Raw genomic sequence first — 21,768 nt, 5'->3', positions numbered from 1 at the left:
ACATTTCTGAGGAGTTTGAATGTCGCGCGTTCTTGACCGTCGCCAGCTCTTGCACGGCGCTACTCTCGTAGGCGGCGGGCTCGCCTTATCGGCCTATATGCCGGCATGGGCGCAGACGACTTCCGGGGGCATCACCAAGCCGATGCCGATGGTCTCGGGTGACGACATCACGCTTAGGGTCGCTCATCAGATGATGAAGGTCGACGGTCGCGAGAGCCACGCGATCGGCATCAACGGCACAGCGCCCGCGCCGCTGATCCGGCTCCGTGAGGGGCAGAAGGCGCGCCTGACCCTCGTCAACGCGCTTCCCGACGAGCAGACCTCGATCCACTGGCACGGGCTGATCCTGCCGTTCCAAATGGACGGTGTACCAGGTATCAGCTTCCCCGGCGTCGATCCGGGTAAGAGCTTCACCTACGAGTTCCCGGTCAAGCAGGCCGGCACCTACTGGTATCACAGCCATTCCGGGTTGCAGGAGCAGATGGGCCATTACGGCCCACTGGTGATCGACCCGGCGGGCGAAGACCCGATCGCCTCCGACCGCGAGCACGTCATCATGCTCTCTGACCACAGCCAGCTTCACCCGCATGTTATCTTCCGCAAGCTCAAGATGCAGGGCGGCTATTTCAACTACCAGAAGCAGACGCTCGCCGGGCTGCTACGCGGCGAAGGCCAATCCGCAAAGGAGCGCGTCGATTGGGGCAAGATGCGGATGGATCCCACCGACATCGCTGACGTGACCGGCTCGACCTATACCTATCTCATCAACGGCCACGGTCCCAAGGACAACTGGACCGGGCTGTTCCGGCCCGGCGAGCGGGTGCGGCTGCGTGTCATCAACGCGTCCGCGATGACCACCTTCAACGTCCGTATTCCGGGGTTGAAGATGACCGTGGTGGCAAGCGACGGGCTGAATGTGCGGCCAGTGACGATCGACGAGTTCCAGATTGGCGTCGCCGAGACCTATGACGTGATCGTCACCCCGACCGACGATCGTGCCTATACGCTTGTCGGCGAGAGCGTCGACCGCTCCGGTATGGCGCGTGCGACGCTCGCCCCGCGCGAAGGCATAGCCGCGGTCGTCCCGCCGCTCCGCAAGCGCCCGCTCGCCAGCATGAAGGACATGGGCATGGGCGGCATGGACATGAGCGGCGGCGAGATGAGTGGCGGTTCGATGGCCGGCATGGATCATGGCGCTCCGGCGCAGGCGGGCGCGGCGGTGGATCACGCTGCTATGGGACACGTGATGCCCCCCGAGGGACCAGCAGCGGGCGGCATGGCCGGGATGGACCACGGAGCCATGCAGGGCGGCACTGGCGGGCAAATGGCGGGCATGGACCACGGCGCGGGCGGTATGAACCACTCGATGCGCGACTTTTCCAATGCACCGGGCGTCAAGAAGACCCCGACGGTGCAGACCATATCCCCGATGCCTGTCGATCGGATGGGCGAACCGGGTCAAGGACTGGAGAATGTCGGGCATAAGGTTCTCGTCTATCGCGACCTGATGGCGGTGGACCGGAACCCCGACGTGCGCGCGCCCGATCGGGCGATACAGATTCACCTTACCGGCAACATGGAACGCTACATGTGGGCATTCGACGGCGAGAAGCTGTCGGAGGTTAAAGAACCGATCCCCTTCCTTGAAGGCGAGCGGGTGCGGGTGACGCTCGTCAACGACACGATGATGGGCCACCCGATTCACCTTCACGGCCATTTCTTCGAGTTGGTGACGGGGCACGGCGAGTTCGCGCCTCGCAAGCATACCGTCATGGTCCAGCCCGGCGGCACCGCGACGTTCGACCTCACCGCCGATGCCGTCGGCGATTGGGCATTCCACTGCCACATGCTCTACCACATGCATGCCGGCATGATGCAGGTCGTGACCGTTCGACCACGCGGGGGAGACGCGGCATGAAAGCGTTTCTCCTGACCGCCGCGGCCCCGATCGCGTTCGCCTCGCCTGTCGCCGCGCAGGATCATTCGATGCACAACATGCCTGGGATGACCACGCCGGCCAAACCGGCAGCAAAGCCCCAGGCGAAGCCAGCTCCCAAGCCCCGCCCGTCCGTGCGCGCCAAGGCGAAGCCCGCGCTGGCAGCGCCTCAACGAGTGTCGCCGGCTCCGGCCGGGGCCGCCGACCCGCACGCGGGCCATGACATGCCGGGAACGACGATGCCCCAAGCACCCTCCCTGGCCGACCCCCATGCCGGGCATATCATGCCCCAGCCCCCGGCGACCGCGACACCGCCCGACCCGCACGCGGGCTATGATATTAGCGGTATGGCCGGTGGGATGAACCAGGACATGGGAACGGGCGGCACCGCCCTTCCCCCCGGCAACGCCCCCGCCCCGGCCGCGCCCGAACCGAACTATGCCGATCGCGTCTATTCGCCCCAGGAGATGGCCGATGCCCGCGCCCTGCTTCGGAATGAGCATGGCGGCGGCACCTTCTGGCAAGTCAACTTCAACCTCGCTGAGGTGCAGGTCCGCGACGGACGCGACAGCATCCGCTGGGACGGCGAGGCGTGGTTCGGGGGCGACATCAACCGGCTGACGGTCAAGACCGAAGGCGGAGCCGAGTTTGGCCGCGGCGTCGAAGACGCCGAGGTTCAGGCGCTCTACAGCCGCGCGATCGGCCCTTACTTCAATCTCCAAGCCGGTATTCGCTACGACTTCAAGCCCAACCCCTCGCGCACTTACGCCACGGTTGGATTTGAGGGGTTGGCACCTTATTGGTTCGACGTGGAGGGCGCGCTGTTCCTGTCCGACAAGGGCGACGTGCTCGGGCGGCTTGAAGGTTATTACGACCAGCGCATCACCCAACGGTTGATCCTGCAACCGCGCGCCGAACTCAACTTCGCCGCGCAGGACGTGCCGGAGAACGGTATCGGTTCGGGCCTGAGCGATATCGAGCTGGGGCTTCGTCTTCGCTACGAGATCAAGCGCGAGTTCGCGCCGTATATCGGCGTCTCCTACGATCGCCGGCTAGGCGACAGCGCCCGCTTTTCCCGCGCCGAAGGCGAGGATGTCGGCGGACCCAGCTTCGTTGTCGGCGTGCGGACCTGGTTCTGAGGAGCCGCGCGAGGTTGTCGACGACGGGCCAGTCACGGCCGCACGCGGGTCGGGCAAGTGGCACCAACACGGGAGAGAGATCATGATGAAAAACGCCTATGTGAGCTTGGCGGTGCAGACGATTGTCAGCGGCATCATCATGTATTTCGTTATGTTCGTGATGATCGATAGTCTCGGCAGCTTCTACAACAACCTGAATATGTTCTACATGACGCTGATGATGGTCGCGCCGATGGTCGTCGCGATGATCCTCGCCATGCGCCATATGTTCCCCTCAAAGGTCGCGAACAGCGCGCTGATCGTCGGCTCGATCGCGGTTTTCCTCGGCAGCTTTGCGCTAATCCGGACGCAGACGACAATCGATGATCGGGCATTCACGCGGTCGATGATCCCGCATCATTCGGGTGCGATCCTCATGTGCCAGGAGGCGTCGCTCGCCGATCCCGAGCTGAAGACGCTGTGCGGCGAGATCGTGGAGGGGCAGCGTCGCGAGATCGACCAGATGAAGGCGATCCTTTCCCGGCTCTGAGATCAAACTTGGCGGATATGAAAGCGTCGCCCGGCGATTATTGCTGCGCGTGTGAGGGGTGCGCTTCTCCGGCGCGTAGAACATCGACACGACCCAAGGAGATCGACATGCGACTTACACCTGTGCTAGCGGCCCTCGCTTTGCTTGCCACCCCGGCCTTCGCTCAGCAGGCGGGCCATCAAGGCATGAACCATCAAGGCATGAACCATCAGGGCATGGATCATTCCAAGATGATGCAGCCGACCGTGGCCAACCCCTACGGCCCGGCCGAGATGGACATGCACCAGAAGATGATGGCGGCGATGGGGGGCGACGCTGGCGAGACTTGGCTTCGCAAGATGATCGAACATCATCGCGGCGCGGTCGCCATGTCGCAGATCGTGGTGCGCAGCTCACAGAACGCGGACATCCGCGGCGAAGCGCAAAAGACCATCGCCAGCCAGAACCGCGAGATCGCGACCCTGAACGCGATGCTCCGCAAGATGGGCAAGCCCGCTCAGTAATAGCATGGCTCCGCCCTACCCGGGCGGGGTCGCCAACCAGGCTTCGACAATGACCAATATCCGCTACCTGCTTGCCGCCCTGGCGCTGGGCGTCCCCTCCGTCGCCGTCGCGGCCGACGCGATCCTCGTGCATCGCGACCCCGGATGCGGCTGTTGCGGGGAATGGGCGAAGATCGTGAAGGCGGAGTTCGGCCGGTCCGTGCGGATCGTCGAAGACGCAAACCGACCAGCCTTGATGAAGGCTCGCGGCGTCTCCGCAGATCTAGCTTCTTGCCACACCGCGATCATCGACGGCATGACCTTCGAGGGCCACGTTCCTATCGCGGACATGAAGCGCGCGCTGGCGCAACGGCCGAAAGGCGTCAGCGGCCTCGCTGTCGCCGGGATGCCGCTCGGTTCCCCCGGAATGGAAGTAGCGGGCCGACCGGCGCAGGCTTTCGAGGTTGTCGCATTCGGGGCGGCCGGTCGCAGGGTGTTCGCGCGCCATTGAAGAGGGAAGCGTGAGCGCCTCCCCTCCCCTACGTACTTCGACGGCGCGCCTGGGATGTCATGGCCGGCGTGATCGCCGCCATTTCTTCATGTCGCCTTGCCTGCCTGATCGCGATAGGCGAGCAACCGGAGTGCGTTGAAGACCACCAGCAGCGTCGATCCCTCGTGTACGGCGACCGCCGGACCAATGCCGAGACCAAAGATCGTGGCAGGGACGAGAAGCGCGACGATCCCGAGGCTGACGAATACATTTTGACGTATAATCCCGCGTGTTCGCCGGCTCAGTCCTACCGCGAACGGCAGGTGCGCGAGATCGTCGGCCATCAACGCCACATCGGCCGTCTCCAGCGCGACGTCTGAGCCGGCCGCGCCCATCGCGATGCCCACTGTCGCGTTGGCCATCGCCGGCGCGTCGTTGACGCCGTCGCCCACCATCGCGACCTTGTCGGTTTCGGCCATCTTCTTGATCGATGCCACCTTATCCTCAGGCATGAGGTCAGGCGATGCGCTGGCCCGACGCGCCCACCACCTGTTCGCCGTCCTCCTTAGCGAAGGCGCCGAGCTGGCTCGCCGGCAGCAGATCAAGTACCGCCTCAGAGGGGCGGCAGAGCTTCACACCGAGCGGCGAAACGACCAGCGGCCGGTTGATGAGGATTGGGTGCTCCATCATCGCGTCTATCAGCGCGCCTTCAGAGAGCGACGTGTCGCCCAGACCCAGTTCAGCATAGGGCGTCCCCTTTTCGCGCAGCAAATCTCGCGGCGTCATGCCAGCTCGGTCGATCAGTTCGACCAGCAGCGCGCGCGCGGGCGGGGTCTTCAAATACTCGACGACATGCGGCTCGATGCCGGCATTGCGGATCAGGCCAAGGGTGTTGCGGGAGGTGCCGCACTCAGGGTTGTGATAAATGACGATAGCGACAGCCATGCGGGCGTCCTTCAGCAGCAGGGGGTGAGTTCGGCGACGAGCGGCGCGCACAACTCCGCGTTGCCGGCACAGCAATCCTTGACCAGGAACAGTGTCAGTGCGCGCAGGCCGTCCAGATCGGCTCGATAGATGATGGATCGGCTGCGCCGCTCGGATCGCACGAGGCCCGCGCGCGCAAGGATGCCGAGGTGTGCGGACATGGTGTTCTGCGGCACGTCGAGCTGACGAGCGATGTCGCCCGCTGCCATGCCGTCCGGTCCATGCCGCACCAACAGGCGGAAGACATCCAAGCGTGTCGCTTGCGCGAGCGCGCTCAAAGCGGTGATAGCCGACTGACTTTCCATATATCCAACATAGAGGATATATCAGTGGGGGCTAGTCACCGGTACTGGCTTTCGTCACCCTTCCGCGTTGATGCCTTCCTGTTCCGGTGCCGGGAGGTGGCGGTATAAGGTCGGCACCGAGACGCCGATCGCCGGCGCGATTTCGCGCATCGGCATACCCGACGCAAGGAGTTTGCGAGCCGCCTCGAGCCGCTTGGGTGTCATCACCGTTTTCCGGCCGCCCACCCTGCCCTCCCGCCGCGCCACCATCAGGGCAGCCGTGGTGCGCTCGCGATTAAGGTCGCGTTCCATCTCCGCCATCGCGGCCATGATGTGGAAGACGAGCTTGCCGGCAGTCCCGGCCGTGTCGATCCCATCGGTCAGTGATCGGAGCCCGATAGCGCGCTCGGCCAGATCAGCTGCCAGATCGACCAATCCCTTCATCGTTCGGCCCAAGCGATCGAGCTTCCACACCACCAGCACATCGCCGGCTCGGGCATGGGAGAGGGCGTCGGCCAAACCGACGCGGTTCGCCTTGGCGCCGCTGGCCTTGTCGCTGAACATCCGCTCGCACCCTGCCTCACGCAGCGCGTCAAGCTGGGGCCTCAGATCCTGTTCGGAGGTCGAGACCCGAGCGTAGCCAATCAGCATGAAGCGTTCTCAAAACTCATCTCCCGTGCCTAGCACGGGTCCGAGCAATCGAGAATGTGTTTTGATACGTCCGTGACCCCTGCTAGACGTTCTCACATGGTAGCGCATCAAAATCGATCGTTTGCGATACGGGGTCGTGCGGTCGCTGCCACTCCTCACCCGGGTCCGCGAAAGCACGAAAGCGGGCGTCAGCTTGGCTTTCTGCCTGCCTTCTCCGAGGGGGCGAGCGCTTCGTTTCGTGCTTTCACGGACCACCGCCTCCCTTCTTTCGTGCTTTCGCGGACCTTAGCGATCGAGCTGCTTCCGGAGGTCGCTGCATGACCGGGCGCGCTGCAGGGCAAGGCGACCTGTTCGTCCTCGACAGCCCGTTGCTGACAGAGGTTCGCGGCGAGCAGTCGTTGATGGCCTACCCGTTCTTCGCGCTGACCAAGACAGCGTGGAAGCGGCCGCTGATCTACAAGACCGAGTCAGTGTCGATCGAGATCGGACCTGGTCCCCGCGGCGTGGCGACCATCTACGACAAGGAAGTGCTGCTCTATATCGCCAGCCTTCTGGTGGCGAAGCTCGATGCCGGGGAGACGGTCGCGCAGGACTTTTATTTCACCGCCCACGATCTATTCCGCGTCACCGGCGTCAACGGCTCGGCGCGATCCTATTCGCGGCTGTCGGATGCCTTGGAACGACTGCAGGGTACGCAGATCAAGACCAACATCGAGGCCGGTGGCGAGGGACAGGCGGGCTTTTTTTCGTGGCTGTCGGAAGCCCAGCTTCATTACCAAAAGAATGCTCGGGGCGAAAAGCGCCTCAAGGGCGTCAAGGTCCGACTGTGCGATTGGCTCTATCGCGCGATCCTGCGCGACCGGCGCGTTCTGGAATATTCTCCGTCCTACTTCCAGCTCGGGCCGGTCGAGCGCAGACTTTACGAAGTCGCTCGATCGACGTGTACGGCCGGGGCAGTTCAAGTGGGGCTGGACGATCTGCGTCTTCAGCTCGGCTACCAGAATTCTCTGAAGCACTTCCGGCACGTGATGAAGGGAATCTCGGAAGAGAACGCCATCCCGGACTACCACATCGTCATGGGCGATGGCCCTGCTGCTGAGATGTCGACGACCAAGCGGCGAACGACTGCGGCCACAACTGTGACGATTACCCCCAAGCCGTCGCTGTCGGCCGCCTGACAGGGCATTCCGAATCGATCTGTTCGTCCGGAGACGTGTGGTCCGGCAAAACACGAACGCGGGTCCGTGAAAGCACGAACGCCGGTCCGGCAAAGCACGAATGCGAAGCGCTGAGGTCCGCCAAAGCACGAGCTTTTTAGGGCTTGGGTCCGCCAAAGCACGAATTGTTGTTGTTCGCCGGCGCCGTGATTTCTGCAAAAATCGCCGTCGTCGAACGCGAACCGCGGGCGGCAGAAACGGGGATCGGCCGTGACCACATAAACGAATGCCCGGCACGAAGGCCGGGCACCCTGGAACGTGATGAGCGATGCTTGGCGGCATCGATCGGGACGTAAGACATCCTTCTCATACCCGTTCCCGAGCCTTGGTTCAAGGGAGCGCGCTTCGCGCCACGCTCTAGTTTTGCCTGGTCCCGGCCCCAAAAAGGGGACGGAAGATGGGAGCTGTTACACTCGCGCGGGCGAGCTTCATGGCGCTCGATCGCCTCGAACGGGCGCGGCCGAGGTCACGATCGGGCGCACCGAACCCCACGCGTGCGCATGTGCATCCGAACAGCCGCAGAGCCGGCACCTTCGAGGATGACTTCTTCTACACCTACGCCAAGGGTGAGACCGACCGGCTCTACAAGAAGGCCGTGGAGCTGCTGAAGCGCAAGAACGCCATCCGTCGTCTTGCCCGCTCCGAGGGGCGCCAGCTCACCGAGGACGAACGGCTCGTCACGCTGATTACGCCCGCGGCGGTCCGCGTCTTCGAGCAGCTTACACATCTCGCGCGCACCTGTGCCGGCAAGGTATTCCCGACCTGGGAGTGGATCGAGACGCACACCGGTCTTTCCCGCGCGAGCGTGGGGCGCGGGCTGTCGATCCTCGCCAAGATGGGCTTGCTCGACAAGCAGCGCCGGTGCGTGCCGATCGACCCTCCCGCCGATCGCCCGAAGGCTCGCAACGCACAGACGTCCAACGTCTATCGGATGAGTTTCCCCAACAGGCTTGCCCGCTTCCTTCCGCGGCGGCTTCGGCCCGTCCCGCTTCCCGACGACGTGGTGCAGCGTGAAACCGATCGTATCGAGGAGATCGAGGCAATGCGCCTGTGGCGCACGCCTCGCCAGGTTGTGGCTGAGGAGATCGAGGACGCGGGCCTGCGTCGTGTGCTGGACAGCCTTGCCATCGCGATCGAGAAGCAGGAGTCTCAAAAAAATGGTCAACCGCTCCTAGATTCATATGTTCTAAGCACAGATGGAGTTGGCCTAGACGGCCAACGCTTTAACGCCTGACGGCGAGACGGACCTGACGAAACCGAAAGAACAAACCCCACCGACAAAGCCCAGCCGAACTGCCGGACGCGACGCTACGCGTCGCGGTGCTCCCAGGAGGAGCATGCGTTTTCTGTCGCGCTCAAATGGTCACGTTCGCGCCTGATGCAGCCGCTTCTCGTCGACGAACGCCATCGTAGCGTCAGCCCCGAGCGCCTCGTTGCGCGCGATCGGACCCGACATCGTCGCTCTTCGGCGATGTCGCGATTTCTTTCTCCGCGGCAGTGGCGAGCCGGTCGACCATCACCAAGTGCGTTGCGATTCTCGTCCCGCCGGCGAAATCCGCGCGCGTCTCACGTCCGAGCCCTTTCGATCGGCTATTCCTGAACTGATGGGACAATGGGTGTTGGCCGCCTTCTACGATCAAGCAAATAACCGGCTGCGCCTACGGTTTCCGCTGTGCGGACCCTCCGTTTTTTTGCTTGATCGCGGCGTCTGCACTCCCCTTCGATACCCATCAGGAATGAGCCTGATCGATCGAAGGACAGGACCATGCAGAACATCGCGGAGTTTCGGATCATCGGCCGGGTCGGAAAGATCACGGAGCATGACAAGGTGACGAAGGTGAACGTCGCCGCCAACTACAACCGGCAGGAGAATGGCGAATGGGTGACGGACACGCACTGGAATGAGGTGACACTGTTCGGCAAGCTGATCGAGCGCGCCGCCAAGGCGCAGAAGGGCGACCTGGTTCACATCACGGGCCGCGTCCGCCAAAACTCCTACGACACGACCGAGGGCCGGCGCTACACGGTGGAGCTGATCGCGGACGGCTTCGCGGTTCTCGCCAAGGGTTCGGAGGACCGCGACTAGGCGCGGTCGGGGCCGCCTACCGGCGGCCCTTCCCGCCGGCGAAGCTCCAGCTCGACCGCCTCGCGAATGAAGTCGGCCTGGCTCTCGCTCTCCCGCAGAACAGATTTGATGCGCCCGAGCGTGCCCTTGGGAAAACGCGCAAGCGTCTGATCCTCCATCGGAGGGCGACCAACGGAACGGACCTTGCTAGACGTCATCCATTGCCCTAGTAATTACCGATACCGCATATTGACGGCATTTGCGGTATCGTATATTACAGGCTGCGCCTTTCATCAAGGCGACGGAGGAAGGCCATGTTGGGTAATCTGCTGACGATCGGGCTATTCGTCCTGATCGCGTGGGCCGTCCTAAGAGGCGGTGGCGGTTCTACCCCGCGCATCTGGAGTGGCGACACTCCGGACGAGGAGGGGCGCCGCAACACCCGCACGGATTCCAACTATCGCGGTTATGAGCACTGGAAAAACAATTCTGATCGAGGCTGGTAGGGCGTGAAGACCATCGCCATCAATGTCGAGAAGGGCGGCGCGGGCAAGACCATGATCGCGTGCCATTTGGCATGGCTGCTCGCCGACGCCGGTCATCGTGTGCTGTTCCTCGATCTCGATCGCCAGTGCAATGCGACCGACGCGCTAGCCGAGTTCGAGAGCCTCGGCACGTGCAAGCCGCTGTTCGAACCGAAATATGTGCCGCCTGCTACCTTCCCCCGGCTCGCGATCTACTCCAATCGCATGGGCGGGGAATATGACGCTGATTACCCCCGCGCGCTGTCGGCTCTGAACGCCAATTTTCCGACGCTCGATCCGTTTTTCGACTTCTGCATCATCGACACGCCGCCCTCCTGGTCATGGATCAATTTCGCGGCTCTGTTGGTGTGCAACCACTTGATCGTCCCCGTCGAACTGGGGCCGTTCGGTCCGGCAGCGACCAAGCAGGTGTCGGACTCGATCCAGACCGTGAACCAGCGTCGGAAAACGCCGATCCACGTCGTAGGGCTCGTGCCCAATCGAGTGCGCGCTAACGATACCCACCAAATGAAGATGCTGGCTGCAATCAAAGAGAAGATCGGGCGCAACCTGTTCACCAACTTCCTTCCAGAACGAGCGCACTACAGCCAGGCCATCCAAGAGCATGTGCCGGTGTGGCGGTTCGACAAGGATGTGCGGACTTCACTCCCGCCCATGCGCGCTTTTCTCGAGGAAGCCATGACCCGGATCGGGAGCCACAAATGACAGACTTCTCCGGCTTCGACGTTTTCAGCGAGAAGGCGGCCGTGGCGGACGCCGATCGCGTCCAGCTCCTCGATCCCGAGCTGGTGTACCCCGATCCTGAGAACGTCCGCAGCGAGATCGACTCGGCTAAGATCGACGAGATGGCCGAGACGATCAAGGAGCGTGGCCAACTTCAGCCCATCACCGTTGCCCCGAAGGATGCCGAAGGGCGCTATCGGATCATGTATGGCGAGCGGCGCTGGCGCGCGTGCCAGAAGCTCGGGGTGCAAGTCCGCGCGATCGTCAGCAAGACGGACGACGTCGAGCAGGTCCGGATCGATCAGTTCATCGAGAATGATCAGCGCGAGGACTTGTCGACAGCCGACATGATCCGGTTCGTCACCGGACAGGTCGCAAACGGACGTTCGCTCGCCGAGCTGGCCCGTGCGACCGGTCGCAACCGCACGCTGTTAACCCGCTATCAGGGGCTCGCGAAGGCTCCCGACTATATCGCTGCGCTGTTTGCCGACATTTCGATGCGGAGCGCGGTCGCTCTCACCCAGGCCGCGAAGACCGACGATGCGGCAACCCGCGTATTCGTCGCCAACACCGCGGTCGAGGATATGACGGTGTTGGCGTGCGAGCGGTTCGCGCGCGAGGTTGGCGCGAAGAAATCGGCGCCAAAGCCCCCGCCTACGCCTGCCCCTCAAGCCGAAACGCCCCCCCCTACCGGCGAAGATGATCCGGCAGCGGCTGAAGGAGGCGAAGCGACGGCGACGACGGATGTGATCCGGGACGACGAGGCCGATCGCGCAATGGACGAAACGCCGGTGCCTGTCGGTCAAGCGCCGACGGACAGTGCTTTGGCCGAGGCCCCTGCTCCCGGGCCTCGCTCGCCATCTAAGCCCAGGGCGGGCAAGCAGCGGGTGGAGCGCCCAACGATCGAGATCGAAGGCAAGCGTGCGATGGTCGTCGAGGCATTGCTGCACTTTGAGGACGAGGCGGAACCCCGTATCGTAAGCTGGCGCTGATCGCGCCGGCTGACGGAGAGCGTCGGTGGTGACCGACACTCACGCTCAGGTCCAATCCTTCCTTCCGCGACTTCATCACTTCTAAAACGGATTGGGTGTGCCACGTGGCACACTTGAAGGCTGATTTTGGTATGGGGTGTTAAATGGCAGGATAGGCGTTGCTGCGTTCACTGTATTACATTACCCTTGCAGGGCCATGTCGCTCGCGCCGCAATCTGCATCCCCCACCAAAGATTCAGCGATGTTGACGGCGCGCGTCGATCGCGAACTGCTTGCCGCGTTCGACGCCGTGGCCGAGGGCAGGGGAGGGCGCAGCGCGCTTCTCCGCACCGTACTTCAGCAAGCCTTAAAGCATGTAGCCGATGCCCCCCGGATCGCTCCGCGCGCCGACAGTGCCGGCAATCGCGTGTCGCTCACCTTCACGGACGCCGAAGCGGCCGTCCTCGATCATCGCGCGGCCGAGCGGGGCGTAGATCGCGCTGGATGGATCAAGGCACTGGTGCGCCGACACATCGCGCTAAAGGCCGGCGTGGACGACGGCCTGCGCGATGCCGTGGCGCCGATCCGCATGCAGCTCCAGCGTATCGGCCGCAATCTCAATCAGGCGATGAAGGCTGGTAACGCCGCGATGATGGCCGACAGTGGCCTGCAGATCGATCGCGAGCTGCGCCGGATCGCGGATATGCGGGAGGAGATCAACGTGCAGATCGCCTCGCTGGCGGACGTGCTGCGCGGTGAGATCGCTTTCTGGGAGGTCGCCGACTGATGCCGTTCGGGGATCGCGAGGACGAATTATGGGAGGCGATGAAGCCGAGCTTCAAGCCGCGCCTCGTCAGCGATCCGAACGTCAAATATGCCCGGAACGTCGTCAACGGCACGGGGCCGTTTGCGTCTAGATCGCCGGCAGCGTCGCATCATCGAGGAGACGCCCGGGCTACGCTGGCGCGTGTCGTTCGATGCACGCCCGAAGTGCTCGTCAAGGTGACCGGACGGAAGAAGGGCGCCAAGCATCTCGCTGCACATCTCGATTATATCGGCCGCCACGGCGACATCCGGATCGAGACGCGCGATGGCGAGCAGATCGCGACGAAGGAGGACGCGCAGCGGATCGCAGACGAGTGGTCCGATCCGCTATACTGGCGCCAAGGCACGACCGTGTCGGCCGTGGCAATGGTGTTTTCCATGCCGGCGGGAACCGATCCGGAGACCGTAAAGCAGGCGGTTCGTGAGGCGGCCGAGCGAATGATCGGCGACAACCACGACTATCTGATGGCGCTCCATACGGACACGCCGCGCCCGCATGTCCATCTCACGGTCCAGGCCGAGGGCCTTGATCGCAAGCGCTTTGATCCGAGGCGGGAGGATTTGTTTCGCTTTCGGGAGGCATTCGCGGAGGCGCTCCGCAGCCGCGGTGTCGAGGCCGAGGCAACGCCACGCTACACGCGAGGCCAGGGAAGGGCTGGCACCAGCATGGCGCTGACGCAGCTCCGCGCACGCATACGTAGCGGCGCTTCACGTCAGCCGACTGAGGCCGATTTACGGCAAGCGCGCGAGGCGATGCAGATCGCGCTTGGGAAGGCGCAGCAGCCCGCCTTTGTGTCCAAAACGCGGGCGCGTTGGCAGGACACCAAGCGGCGCTATGAGGCAGCGGCCGAACGGCTCGACCGCAGCCCCGATCGCGAGGACCGCAACCTCGCGCGCGACGTGCGGCAATTCCTTCAGGAGCGAGCCAGCATCGACACCGTTCCCGATCGGATGCTGCGCGAGGCAGAGGCGCGCGTGAGAGATGCGGAGAGGCGAACCAGGAGCAGCTCGGCGCAGGAACAGGAACAGGGTGTGCCACGTGGCACACCTCCGCCGCCTACCAGGAGGCGCTGATTGTCCGCCACCAGCTACAGGAAGCCCGCCTTCAATCCGACAAACTTACTTAGGGCCGTTGTGCAGGCTTGAACGCCAGTCACCGATCCCGACCACAGGCAGGGCGATTACATATAGAAGCTGTAGCTAACCTGCGGCTTTTCCGTGGGGCTTACGTACTTCATAATGTCACCGATTTTGCGCGCGCACTCCAGCGTGATCGGCAGGCGTCCGTCCATCTGAGTATTGTTCCAGTTCATCTTGGTGAGGCCCAAGATCTCCTCGCAAAGGCTTTCAAGAGAGGAGTCCTGCTCGTAAATGGTGACCTTCAGCGGCTTTGGGACGTACGCGCCGGGATAGGTCTTGTAGAAGTCGACCGTACCGCGTGTGTAGAGGATACCCTCGGTCTCTGAGATGGCGAGCATGGTGCCGCGCCTTGGAGGATAAGTGCCATCGCCGAAGAGCCTGACGTCAGTATCAGTGATCGCGACGAAATCCTTTGAACGGATGCCCTTCTCGTCCAGCGCACGCAGGAAGCCGCGGCGCTCGCTGTCGCGGAAGTGGCTGGACTTATGGATCACGATCCGAGCTGGCATGTGTTGGAGTGCACGGTCGTACTCCTCCAGCGCGTCGCGTAGGAGCTCGTAGGCCTGATCCTCGTCTAGAAAGGGATGTCGGTTCTTCTTGTCGATGGAGACCGGGGTTCCGCGTAGAATGATGCCGTGCCCAAACTCGTCGAACACCTGCGCTAGGCTGGACGAGACTGTCTCGCCGTCGCGACTCTTGTAAAAACCGACGCCGATATAGCAGGATTTCACCTTGGCGGTGTCCTCCACGAGGCGCCAAGGGATGGTGCGGTTCCCTTTGTAGTAGAGGGCCGTGCAGAAATTCCATGCCTTAGTAGCGGCGTCCTGCTGATCGCCGGAGAACTTGGTGATGAGAATGGTTTTCTCGCGTACCAGCTGCAGCGGGGTGCCGAGATGCATGCACTTAGCCTTCAGAATGCGTCTGAAGTTGTGCTCTAGCTCAGTCTCGCCGTCGTTGCTGTCCTTTGAGGAAGTAACGGAATCGAACATCTCGTTAGGCATCACGCAGACGATGACATCTACGGAGCGATTCTCGGCAAGGAACCGAACCTGCTCGTAATATAGCTCAACGGCGCGATCTACGCGATCAGCCCGCGAAGGCAGCTTGAGGACGGCCGTGATCTCAGACTTCTGGAGCGTTCGGGTGTACTGCGGGGAGTTGATGAGACGGGTGAGAAAGCCGTAGCTCTGGTTGATGCCGCCGAAGCCCCGGAAGAGGTTTAGCAGCTGTGACTCCTTCTTGCGTTCAATGCCGTTGCGGCACTGGACTAGCCATTCGTCGAGAAGGTCCACGCCCTCGCCACGGCCCACGACTCCGATCCGCAGCTCGGTCCGGCGTAGCTCGTCCCGCTTATCGTACACCCCCATGTGCTCGATGCCGGTGCGTGGGCAGATGTGGGTGCCGGTGCCGAATTCGAGGAGCGGTTCGGCGATCGTAGTCAGCTTCATGCGGCGACTCCCGTGTCGGCCTCGTCAAAGCCATCGGAGATCTCTTCCTGGTCGTCCGCGAGGTTGTCTGCATCCCCGACATTGAACTCGAGGAGAGACCCGAATGCGAGGCCGCCATCGTCGTCCGCAGCGGAGAGGAAGTGAGCGACAAAGCGGACGAGGTTCCGCACGCTGGAGTTATGCTCAAGCCGCTTCTGCTGCGACAGCAGGTCGTCGTGCCAGTTCGACTGGCGCCACCCATCGTATGAGTAGAACCAGCTGGGGACGATCTGGGCGTACCACTCGTCGCCCAGCTTCGAAAAGGTGAGATTGAACGACAGGTGCTGGTGGTGGGCGACCTTGGTAGGGTCCTTCTTCTGGTATTTGACCCCGTATACGCGGCGGATCGAAGTTCGCTTTCCGACCCAAGCCTCGCGACGCTCAGTCTGCCCTTCTTCAGTCGCCGTGAAGTAGAAGAAGCGGTCGCGGGGCTGCATGCGGACATGGCGTTGTTTAAGCCGCTCGCGGGCTTCGGCAGTCAGCAGCTGCTTCAGCACGTTCACGTTGTCGATTTCCGTCGAGTCTGCGAGATCGGCGACTTCGAGCTGATCGATCGAGCCCTCGTCGACGATGCTGACGAGGCCACTCGCCTCCATGTCGTGAAAGGTGAACAGCTTGTTGTCATGACACACCCAAGCGTCAGTGTGGATGTCGTTGAGCAGGAGCGCGAGCTTAACGATTGGCGTCCTACCCCGCGGGCTGCGCTTGTAGGACAGCGACTGCCGAGCCTGCGCAACCACGGCTTTGTCGTCGATCGTCAGTTCGGCAACGTACACAACCGCCGGCAGGCGGATGTGCTGGAGGTTCGAAGTAATTGCTGTCGGGCGCGCGACAGTCTCTGAGCTGTAGCTGATGTACGCGTCAACTTCACCCAGAATGTGCTGGAACTCTCCGAGTACGCGTTCCTGCGCCGCAAGTCTCAGCTTAGCGACTTCACCGAGCAGATCGGCCAGATCGATAATGTGCTTCTTGCAATTGAACGCGAAGCTATCACCAACAAGTTCGTTGACGGCGGCCTGACTGTACGACGCCTGCTTCTTCGTCAGCATAAGAACGTAGAGTTCGTCGAAGCTGTTGAAGTAAGAGCGGTCCATGAACTGCCGAACGGTCGCCTTCACCTTCTCAAGTGAGGTGGTCGAGGTGACTTGGAAGCAGACCCGATCGTGGTCGTCGCCAAGATCGATGCCAGGGAAATTCTTCTGTTTGCGATTAAGGTTGATGAGCTGCGGCAGATTGTAAACTGACCTGAGGATCGGGATCAGCGCATCCTCTAAGGCAAGGTTGATATCGGTGCGGCCTTGGGAGGTCGCCAATTCAACCTGCAGCATGATCCGGCTCACAACATCGCGGAGCTTGTTCTCTACGTCGAGCTGCCGCATCCGATCCCCGTTTTTTTAGAATCCCCGGCTAAGCTTGGAACGCAGCGGGAACATTTCAAGAGGCGGGTGCTAGCCGGCCGTAAGCTTCATGGTTGATAACGAAAGAGTCCTGGTCGTTAGCTGCCCTGCCGATGGTGTGCCACGTGGCACACCATCGGCCTGCTTGTAGGAAGGGCTACCCCCACCTCATCGCGACCGGGACTTCTGCAAGACCTGATCCTGGGTCATCTCGCGCACCTGTTGCTCCTGCCGAGCCTTCACCTCGATGCCGGCGATGGCTTCGCCGCGACCGAGCCGCGCCGCGACATCTTCCTTGCGTTCCGCCACAAATTCGCGCCGCTTCTCGTGGTCGTTGGGGAAGCGGTCGGCTGCAACCGTCATCGCGAGCGCGACATGGCTTTGGGCCTTCCGCAGCTCCGGATCTTTTGCGTTCTGGACGTCTGACTGCCGGCGAAACCGCTCCGCCAGATCGGTTCGAGGCTCGGGCTGTTCTCTCGCGTCTCGCGCCTGGTTGGCAGTCCGCGTTGTTTGCCCTTGGTTGTCGGGAAGGCCGGCCTGCCGCGCTTGCTCGCGTTCGGCAGCAGCCTTCGTCTTGTCGTCGGGCTTGTAGCCGTCGACCTTGATACCCTGCGCAGAGGCCGCGAGGTAGGCGGCGCGCTGGAACTCGGCATCGCCGCTGACCTTGATCGACGTCCACCCGTTCTCTTTCGCGAGCCGGATCAGGTCGGGGAGGGAGTCCCGGTCCTTGGCCTTGATCCGATCCGGCGTGATTGTCGCGACCGGCTGTTTGTCGTGTGCGCTCCGATAAAGCTTGTTCCCGACCCGCAGGAACCGAGAGTCCAGCTCAGGCGGAACTTCCATCGGCCGCCTACGGCGAGCCTCGCCTTCCTTGCCGACACCGGCACCTTCGACATTCTCGACCATGTCACCGCTCCTGTTCGATTACACCAACGACCTCGTCACCACGTTGCTCGGCCGACACGTCGATGAGCATGTCAGGGTGATCCTGGGTGACGACGCAATCCATCGCGAACGTGAACGGGTCGGGGTCCGTGAGCTGATCGAACGTCGGCAGCGCGCAGTCGGGCAGGTCCTCGCCGTCGCGCAGGGTGCGGGGGATCGGAGGCACTTCCGGCGCCGGCTCGACACGCGCACGAAAGAGTCCGTCCGCATAGTAGCGGATCTTGTCGCCGTGGATCGGAGGTATGCCGCCCCGAAGGAGCAGCAATTCGCCATCCGGGAACTGCATCAGCTCTTGCGGAAGCAGGAGGGCACGACGCTGGTCCGACATGGACTTGGAGCGGTTTGCCAGAACGCCATGGATGGTGAGCGACTTCGTGACGGATTCCTGCCCGACGTAGCCGATCCGTTCGGAAAGCTCGTTTGCCACCCGTAGCTCCTTGGGAGTGAACGCGACCTCGACGCCGCAGTTGGCGACGATCTCGTTGGCGACGTGCTCGCCGTAGACGGCGCGGAGCTGCGATCGGGATTGGATGACGGGCAGGAGCCGGATGCCGTAGCCGGCGACGTAGGAAAAGGCGCTGGCGATCACTTGTGCCCGCCCGATCCGCGCGAACTCGTCGAGGATGACGAGGACTTTGAGCGGCGTTGTGGCACCGGGCAGATCGCGCACGTTCAGGTCGACAAGCTGCTGAAACAGGAGGTTGTAGAGCGGCGCGACCCGATCCAGCTCGTCGGGGGAAACGCCGAGATAGATTGACATGCGCTTGGTGCGCAGCTCGCGCAGATCGAAGTCGCACTCCTCCGTCGCCGCGTCGACGCGGGGATTGAGCCACAGGCTCAGCTTGGACGTGACGGTCTGGACGATGCCGGCGAACGTATTGTCCGCCCCCGACGTGAAATCGGCGAGGGCGTTGCGGCACCCGTGCGACAGAGCAAGCGAGCGATCGTCGAGGACGCGCTTGAAGAACCCGCGCGTGTCGCCCGTCGTCATCAGCCGATAGATCGAGCCGATGGTGAAGGGTTGGTCGGCGACCGCGAGGTAAGCACCGACACCGACGAAGGCGGTCCGCGCCGAGTCCGTCCAGAATGGTTCCCCACGTTCGGGAGGGACGAACAACATCGTTGCGATCTTTTGCAGCTCGATCACTACCTGGTCGGGATCGGTGCGATCGATGTAGCCGAGCGGGTTGTAGCGGGAGGTCCGCCCCTCCGGATCGGTCGGGTTGAACAGGTAAACCGCTTGGCCGTATTTCTTGCGAAAGCCCGCCGTCGCGTCCCAATTCTCACGCTTCACATCGAGGACGACGACCGACTCCTGCCATGACAGGAGGTTCGGAATGACGATGCCGACGCCCTTGCCCGAGCGGGTAGGGGCCTCGACGATGCAATGTTCGCTGCCGCCGAAGGTGAGGAACTTGCCACCCTTCTTACCCAGGACGATGCCGTCATCGGCGCGAAAGCCGGCGCGGCGGATTTCGCCTTCCTTGGCGAAGCGGGCGGCACCGTGGAGGGGCGGCTTCTGCTTCGCGACCCACCACAGCATCAGGCCGGCGATGATGACGCCGACCAGAGCACCCCCGGCAAGGGCCTTCAGCACCACCGGGTCATGCCGGTAATACCAGAAGAACGCCGGCATCTTGAATATGTCGAACTTTGCGCTGGGGAGTCCGAGGTAGATCCACGCGACGACCGACGTGATGAGGAAGGCGACCACAATCCCGACCGGGATGCCGAGCGCGAGGATGGCGCCCTTTTTAGGCAGCATGGCGCCCTGCCGGATCATAGTAGATCTCGGTCATTCGGAATTTGCCGTCGATCTTCTTCATCTGAACCACGACGTCGACCAGAATTTTCAGCAGCGAGCGGATGTCCTCGCGCGCCAGGTCCGCGCCGCCCTCGCTCTCCTTTACCAGCAGCGTCAGTTGCTCGAACGCCAGCTCGGCCGAGTCCGCATGTATCGTCGTGATCGAGCCGGGGTGACCGCTGTTAACGTTGCGAAGGTAGAAGAACGCGGTCCCGTCACGCAGCTCCTGGAGCAGAATGCGATCGGGCCTCATGCGCAACGCGCTTTCCAGCAGTTCCTTGGCCGTCACCTTGGCGGTGCCGGTGCCGTCCTTGCTGTAGATCATATGGACGACATTCTTGTGAGGCACGACCAGTTCGCGCGTGTCCTCGATCGTCAGCAGACGCTCATTGTCCGGGATCAGCTTGATGAGGCCCTTGGAGAACGTCGTCTTCCCAGAGCCCGTGGCGCCGGAGATGAGAATGTTAAGCCGGCTCCGCACAGCGAGTTCGAAGAATTCCACATGCCGACCCGCATGGAGCAACCCGAGCAATCGTTCCTCGACGGGGCTGACCCGCTTGGTGGCCACCTTCGTCTCCGCGAACAGGCCGTTCGCCTCGAAGTCCGCCATCGTCATCGTCTTCGTGGACGGCTTGCGGACCGTGATCGACACGGTGCCGTCGGGCACGACGGGCGGAAGCACGAGCTGGACGCGCTCGCCGGTCGGGAAAATCGTCGAGCAGATCGGATTCTCGCGCGTCACGTCCTGAGAGGTGAACGCGGCTGCGGCCCTGGCCAGTTGGTTGAGGGCATCGAGCGTCAGATCGCCCTCATGCTCCCAGGTCCACCCTCCATGCCGCTCGACGCCGACGATCGCCGGTTCGTTGATGACGACTTCGGTCACACCATCGTCATCGAGATACTGGCGCAGCGGGCGAACAGCGTGATCGAGGATCGCCGTGTTGCGGAACGGGGCGTTCATTTGAGGCCGAGCCCATAGACCTGCGAGAAGTCGAAATCCTTGGCGACGGTTATCGCCATCTCGGTCCCTTGGTTGACGCGCACGATCGGGCGGATCTGCTGCGTGTCATTGAGGATCTGCGATGTCGTGTCACCGGGAGTGCGGAACACCGTCGAGCCCTGCGGGCTGACGGCTTGGCCGGCGATTTGCCCGCCCGCATCAAGCACGCTGAACAGCATCGCGGCGCCGAACCGCTGCCAGAAGAACCGATCGATCCTACCGGTGACGCCGGCCCGACCGAGCGGGTCCGATGCCGGCGAGCCGATGTCGATCGCGACCCCGCGGGGCGTGACCGCCCGCGTCCACATCGCGAAGAGACGATTTTGGCCGCGCTGCAACCCACCCTGGTACTCGCCGAAGACGCGCGTGCCTTTCTCGAGCAGCACGACGCGGCCGTTGTCCGAATAGACATCCCGAGGGATGATGCAGGTCGTGTAGCCCGGCACGCTGCTATCCATCGCGGTCTGGAGCGTGCACGGGATGATGGCGCCCGCTGTGACGAGATAGTTGCGGTCGCCGATCATGCGCGCCGTGGCGGTCCCGATCGCCGAGGTCTGCTTGAGGTTGTCGAGACTGGTCCTCGACGGCGCATTTTCGCCATCACCTTGCGGGTTGCCGGCGCCGGCGACGTCTCCGAGCACGCGCCTGGCGGTCTGGTCGCCATTGTAGGCGATCAGCGTCGATCGCCGCGCATTGTCGCGCAGCTCCCGAGCTTCGTTGGCACGCCGCTCTGCCTCGCTAACGCCGCGGCTTTGCTGCTGCCCTCCTGCCGATCCGTAGGGAGTGATCGGCTGACCGTCAGGGCCGATGGCCGGTACTTGCTCGCCCGTGAGCTGGACCGGGGCGTTCGGATCGCGGGGCGCGGTCGCGAGCGTCGGTGCGATCACGGAGTTGGGATCGTAAGGCGCCTCGGCAGCCGGAGGCGGGGCCTTCCGCGCTTCCAGCGCCTTGTTGTCGCTGCCAGACCCGGAAACGAGCGACAGCGCCCCAAACACGACCGCACCGGCCAGCGCCGCACCCACGACCATCTTCTTGTTGTCCCACTGGACGGCGTTCAGTGACGGGATGCGGTTCGGGCGATCGGCCGCAGGGGGAGCGCGATCAATCTCGTTCACGTCGGGCGTCGCGTCGACGTCGAATCGCTTATCGGACAC

At 63.0% G+C, this 21,768-nt stretch carries 23 protein-coding genes and 1 pseudogene; 13 read left to right on the top strand and 11 right to left on the bottom strand.

The genetic code is table 11. From position 1 onward, the window contains the following. Positions 1-19 precede the first annotated feature (19 nt). From ACH0AE_RS16550 to ACH0AE_RS16530, 5 genes are all read left to right on the top strand, one after another. Complete coding sequence (locus ACH0AE_RS16550) at positions 20-1,918, top strand: copper resistance system multicopper oxidase (RefSeq protein WP_239436565.1); 1,899 nt, start codon at positions 20-22, stop codon at positions 1,916-1,918. Then, complete coding sequence (locus ACH0AE_RS16545; protein WP_239436566.1) at positions 1,915-3,075, top strand: copper resistance protein B; 1,161 nt, start codon at positions 1,915-1,917, stop codon at positions 3,073-3,075. Before ACH0AE_RS16550 ends, ACH0AE_RS16545 begins: the two co-directional genes overlap by 4 nt. 82 nt (positions 3,076-3,157) lie before the next feature. Beyond that, positions 3,158-3,604 carry a DUF305 domain-containing protein gene (locus tag ACH0AE_RS16540; RefSeq protein ID WP_239436567.1) on the top strand — a complete coding sequence of 149 codons (447 nt, stop codon included), beginning with the start codon at positions 3,158-3,160 and terminating at the stop codon, positions 3,602-3,604. A 107-nt stretch (positions 3,605-3,711) separates the two neighbouring features. Further along, on the top strand, positions 3,712-4,107 hold the full coding sequence (locus tag ACH0AE_RS16535) for a DUF305 domain-containing protein (protein ID WP_239436573.1): 396 nt from the start codon (positions 3,712-3,714) through the stop codon (positions 4,105-4,107). A gap of 49 nt (positions 4,108-4,156) precedes the next feature. After that, a complete protein-coding gene (locus ACH0AE_RS16530) occupies positions 4,157-4,597 on the top strand; it encodes a DUF411 domain-containing protein (RefSeq protein WP_239436568.1) in 441 nt (146 codons plus the stop codon). Between the two features lie 86 nt (positions 4,598-4,683). On the opposite strand, the pseudogene ACH0AE_RS16525 reads toward ACH0AE_RS16530, so the two are convergent. From ACH0AE_RS16525 to ACH0AE_RS16510, 4 genes and pseudogenes are all read right to left on the bottom strand, one after another. Further along, positions 4,684-5,094, bottom strand: a pseudogene (locus tag ACH0AE_RS16525) (HAD-IC family P-type ATPase); the annotation flags it as partial. Then, positions 5,093-5,521 carry an arsenate reductase (glutaredoxin) gene (gene arsC, locus ACH0AE_RS16520; RefSeq protein ID WP_239436574.1) on the bottom strand — a complete coding sequence of 143 codons (429 nt, stop codon included), beginning with the start codon at positions 5,519-5,521 and terminating at the stop codon, positions 5,093-5,095. The gene arsC and the pseudogene ACH0AE_RS16525, both read right to left, overlap by 2 nt. An 11-nt stretch (positions 5,522-5,532) precedes the next feature. Next, positions 5,533-5,865, bottom strand: a complete 333-nt coding sequence (locus ACH0AE_RS16515; protein ID WP_239436569.1) for a helix-turn-helix transcriptional regulator — start codon at positions 5,863-5,865, stop codon at positions 5,533-5,535. Between the two features lie 54 nt (positions 5,866-5,919). Then, positions 5,920-6,495, bottom strand: coding sequence for a recombinase family protein (locus ACH0AE_RS16510; RefSeq protein ID WP_239436570.1), 576 nt, complete (start codon positions 6,493-6,495; stop codon positions 5,920-5,922). Between the two features lie 317 nt (positions 6,496-6,812). Between ACH0AE_RS16510 and ACH0AE_RS16505 the strand changes: the two genes are divergently transcribed. From ACH0AE_RS16505 to ACH0AE_RS16495, 3 genes are all read left to right on the top strand, one after another. Beyond that, positions 6,813-7,673, top strand: a complete 861-nt coding sequence (locus ACH0AE_RS16505; RefSeq protein WP_085809860.1) for a replication initiator protein A — start codon at positions 6,813-6,815, stop codon at positions 7,671-7,673. Between the two features lie 436 nt (positions 7,674-8,109). Then, positions 8,110-8,946: an RNA replicase gene (locus ACH0AE_RS16500; RefSeq protein WP_085809859.1), complete on the top strand. Its 837-nt coding sequence runs from the start codon at positions 8,110-8,112 to the stop codon at positions 8,944-8,946. Between the two features lie 531 nt (positions 8,947-9,477). After that, on the top strand, positions 9,478-9,798 hold the full coding sequence (locus tag ACH0AE_RS16495; RefSeq protein WP_085809858.1) for a single-stranded DNA-binding protein: 321 nt from the start codon (positions 9,478-9,480) through the stop codon (positions 9,796-9,798). Here ACH0AE_RS16495 and ACH0AE_RS16490 read toward each other — a convergent pair. Continuing rightward, on the bottom strand, positions 9,795-9,956 hold the full coding sequence (locus ACH0AE_RS16490; RefSeq protein WP_161604098.1) for a YlcI/YnfO family protein: 162 nt from the start codon (positions 9,954-9,956) through the stop codon (positions 9,795-9,797). The two genes, ACH0AE_RS16495 and ACH0AE_RS16490, sit on opposite strands and share 4 nt — an antisense overlap. 135 nt (positions 9,957-10,091) lie before the next feature. On the opposite strand from ACH0AE_RS16490, the gene ACH0AE_RS16485 reads away from it, so the two are divergent. The 5 genes from ACH0AE_RS16485 (at position 10,092) to ACH0AE_RS16465 (ending at position 13,915) form a co-directional block, all read left to right on the top strand. After that, positions 10,092-10,283, top strand: coding sequence for a hypothetical protein (locus ACH0AE_RS16485; RefSeq protein ID WP_085809857.1), 192 nt, complete (start codon positions 10,092-10,094; stop codon positions 10,281-10,283). A gap of 3 nt (positions 10,284-10,286) precedes the next feature. Further along, the gene (locus ACH0AE_RS16480) at positions 10,287-11,027 is read left to right on the top strand and encodes a ParA family protein (protein ID WP_085809856.1); all 741 of its coding nucleotides are present in this window, start codon (positions 10,287-10,289) and stop codon (positions 11,025-11,027) included. Beyond that, complete coding sequence (locus ACH0AE_RS16475) at positions 11,024-12,037, top strand: ParB/RepB/Spo0J family partition protein (RefSeq protein ID WP_085809855.1); 1,014 nt, start codon at positions 11,024-11,026, stop codon at positions 12,035-12,037. The genes ACH0AE_RS16480 and ACH0AE_RS16475 overlap by 4 nt, the downstream gene beginning before the upstream one ends. 196 nt (positions 12,038-12,233) lie before the next feature. After that, complete coding sequence (locus ACH0AE_RS16470; RefSeq protein WP_406876004.1) at positions 12,234-12,803, top strand: hypothetical protein; 570 nt, start codon at positions 12,234-12,236, stop codon at positions 12,801-12,803. Continuing rightward, positions 12,803-13,915, top strand: coding sequence for a relaxase/mobilization nuclease domain-containing protein (locus ACH0AE_RS16465; RefSeq protein ID WP_085809853.1), 1,113 nt, complete (start codon positions 12,803-12,805; stop codon positions 13,913-13,915). Before ACH0AE_RS16470 ends, ACH0AE_RS16465 begins: the two co-directional genes overlap by 1 nt. 107 nt (positions 13,916-14,022) lie before the next feature. Here ACH0AE_RS16465 and ACH0AE_RS16460 read toward each other — a convergent pair whose 3' ends face one another. The 6 genes from ACH0AE_RS16460 to virB10 form a co-directional block, all read right to left on the bottom strand. Continuing rightward, a complete protein-coding gene (locus ACH0AE_RS16460) occupies positions 14,023-15,429 on the bottom strand; it encodes a hypothetical protein (RefSeq protein ID WP_085809852.1) in 1,407 nt (468 codons plus the stop codon). After that, complete coding sequence (locus tag ACH0AE_RS16455) at positions 15,426-16,847, bottom strand: SMEK domain-containing protein (protein WP_406876003.1); 1,422 nt, start codon at positions 16,845-16,847, stop codon at positions 15,426-15,428. The genes ACH0AE_RS16460 and ACH0AE_RS16455 overlap by 4 nt, the downstream gene beginning before the upstream one ends. A gap of 186 nt (positions 16,848-17,033) precedes the next feature. Next, positions 17,034-17,771, bottom strand: coding sequence for an LPD7 domain-containing protein (locus ACH0AE_RS16450; RefSeq protein ID WP_058733696.1), 738 nt, complete (start codon positions 17,769-17,771; stop codon positions 17,034-17,036). Between the two features lies 1 nt (position 17,772). Then, a complete protein-coding gene (locus tag ACH0AE_RS16445; protein WP_375601253.1) occupies positions 17,773-19,593 on the bottom strand; it encodes a type IV secretory system conjugative DNA transfer family protein in 1,821 nt (606 codons plus the stop codon). After that, positions 19,565-20,575, bottom strand: coding sequence for a P-type DNA transfer ATPase VirB11 (gene virB11 / locus ACH0AE_RS16440; RefSeq protein ID WP_058733695.1), 1,011 nt, complete (start codon positions 20,573-20,575; stop codon positions 19,565-19,567). Before virB11 ends, ACH0AE_RS16445 begins: the two co-directional genes overlap by 29 nt. Further along, positions 20,572-21,768, bottom strand: coding sequence for a type IV secretion system protein VirB10 (gene virB10 / locus ACH0AE_RS16435; RefSeq protein ID WP_058733694.1), 1,197 nt, complete (start codon positions 21,766-21,768; stop codon positions 20,572-20,574). The genes virB11 and virB10 overlap by 4 nt, the downstream gene beginning before the upstream one ends.

Origin of the sequence: Sphingomonas sp. 179-A 2A2 NHS, from assembly GCF_045371305.1 — a bacterium.
Taxonomy (GTDB): domain Bacteria; phylum Pseudomonadota; class Alphaproteobacteria; order Sphingomonadales; family Sphingomonadaceae; genus Sphingomonas.
This window is presented reverse-complemented; position numbering and strand designations above follow the sequence as displayed.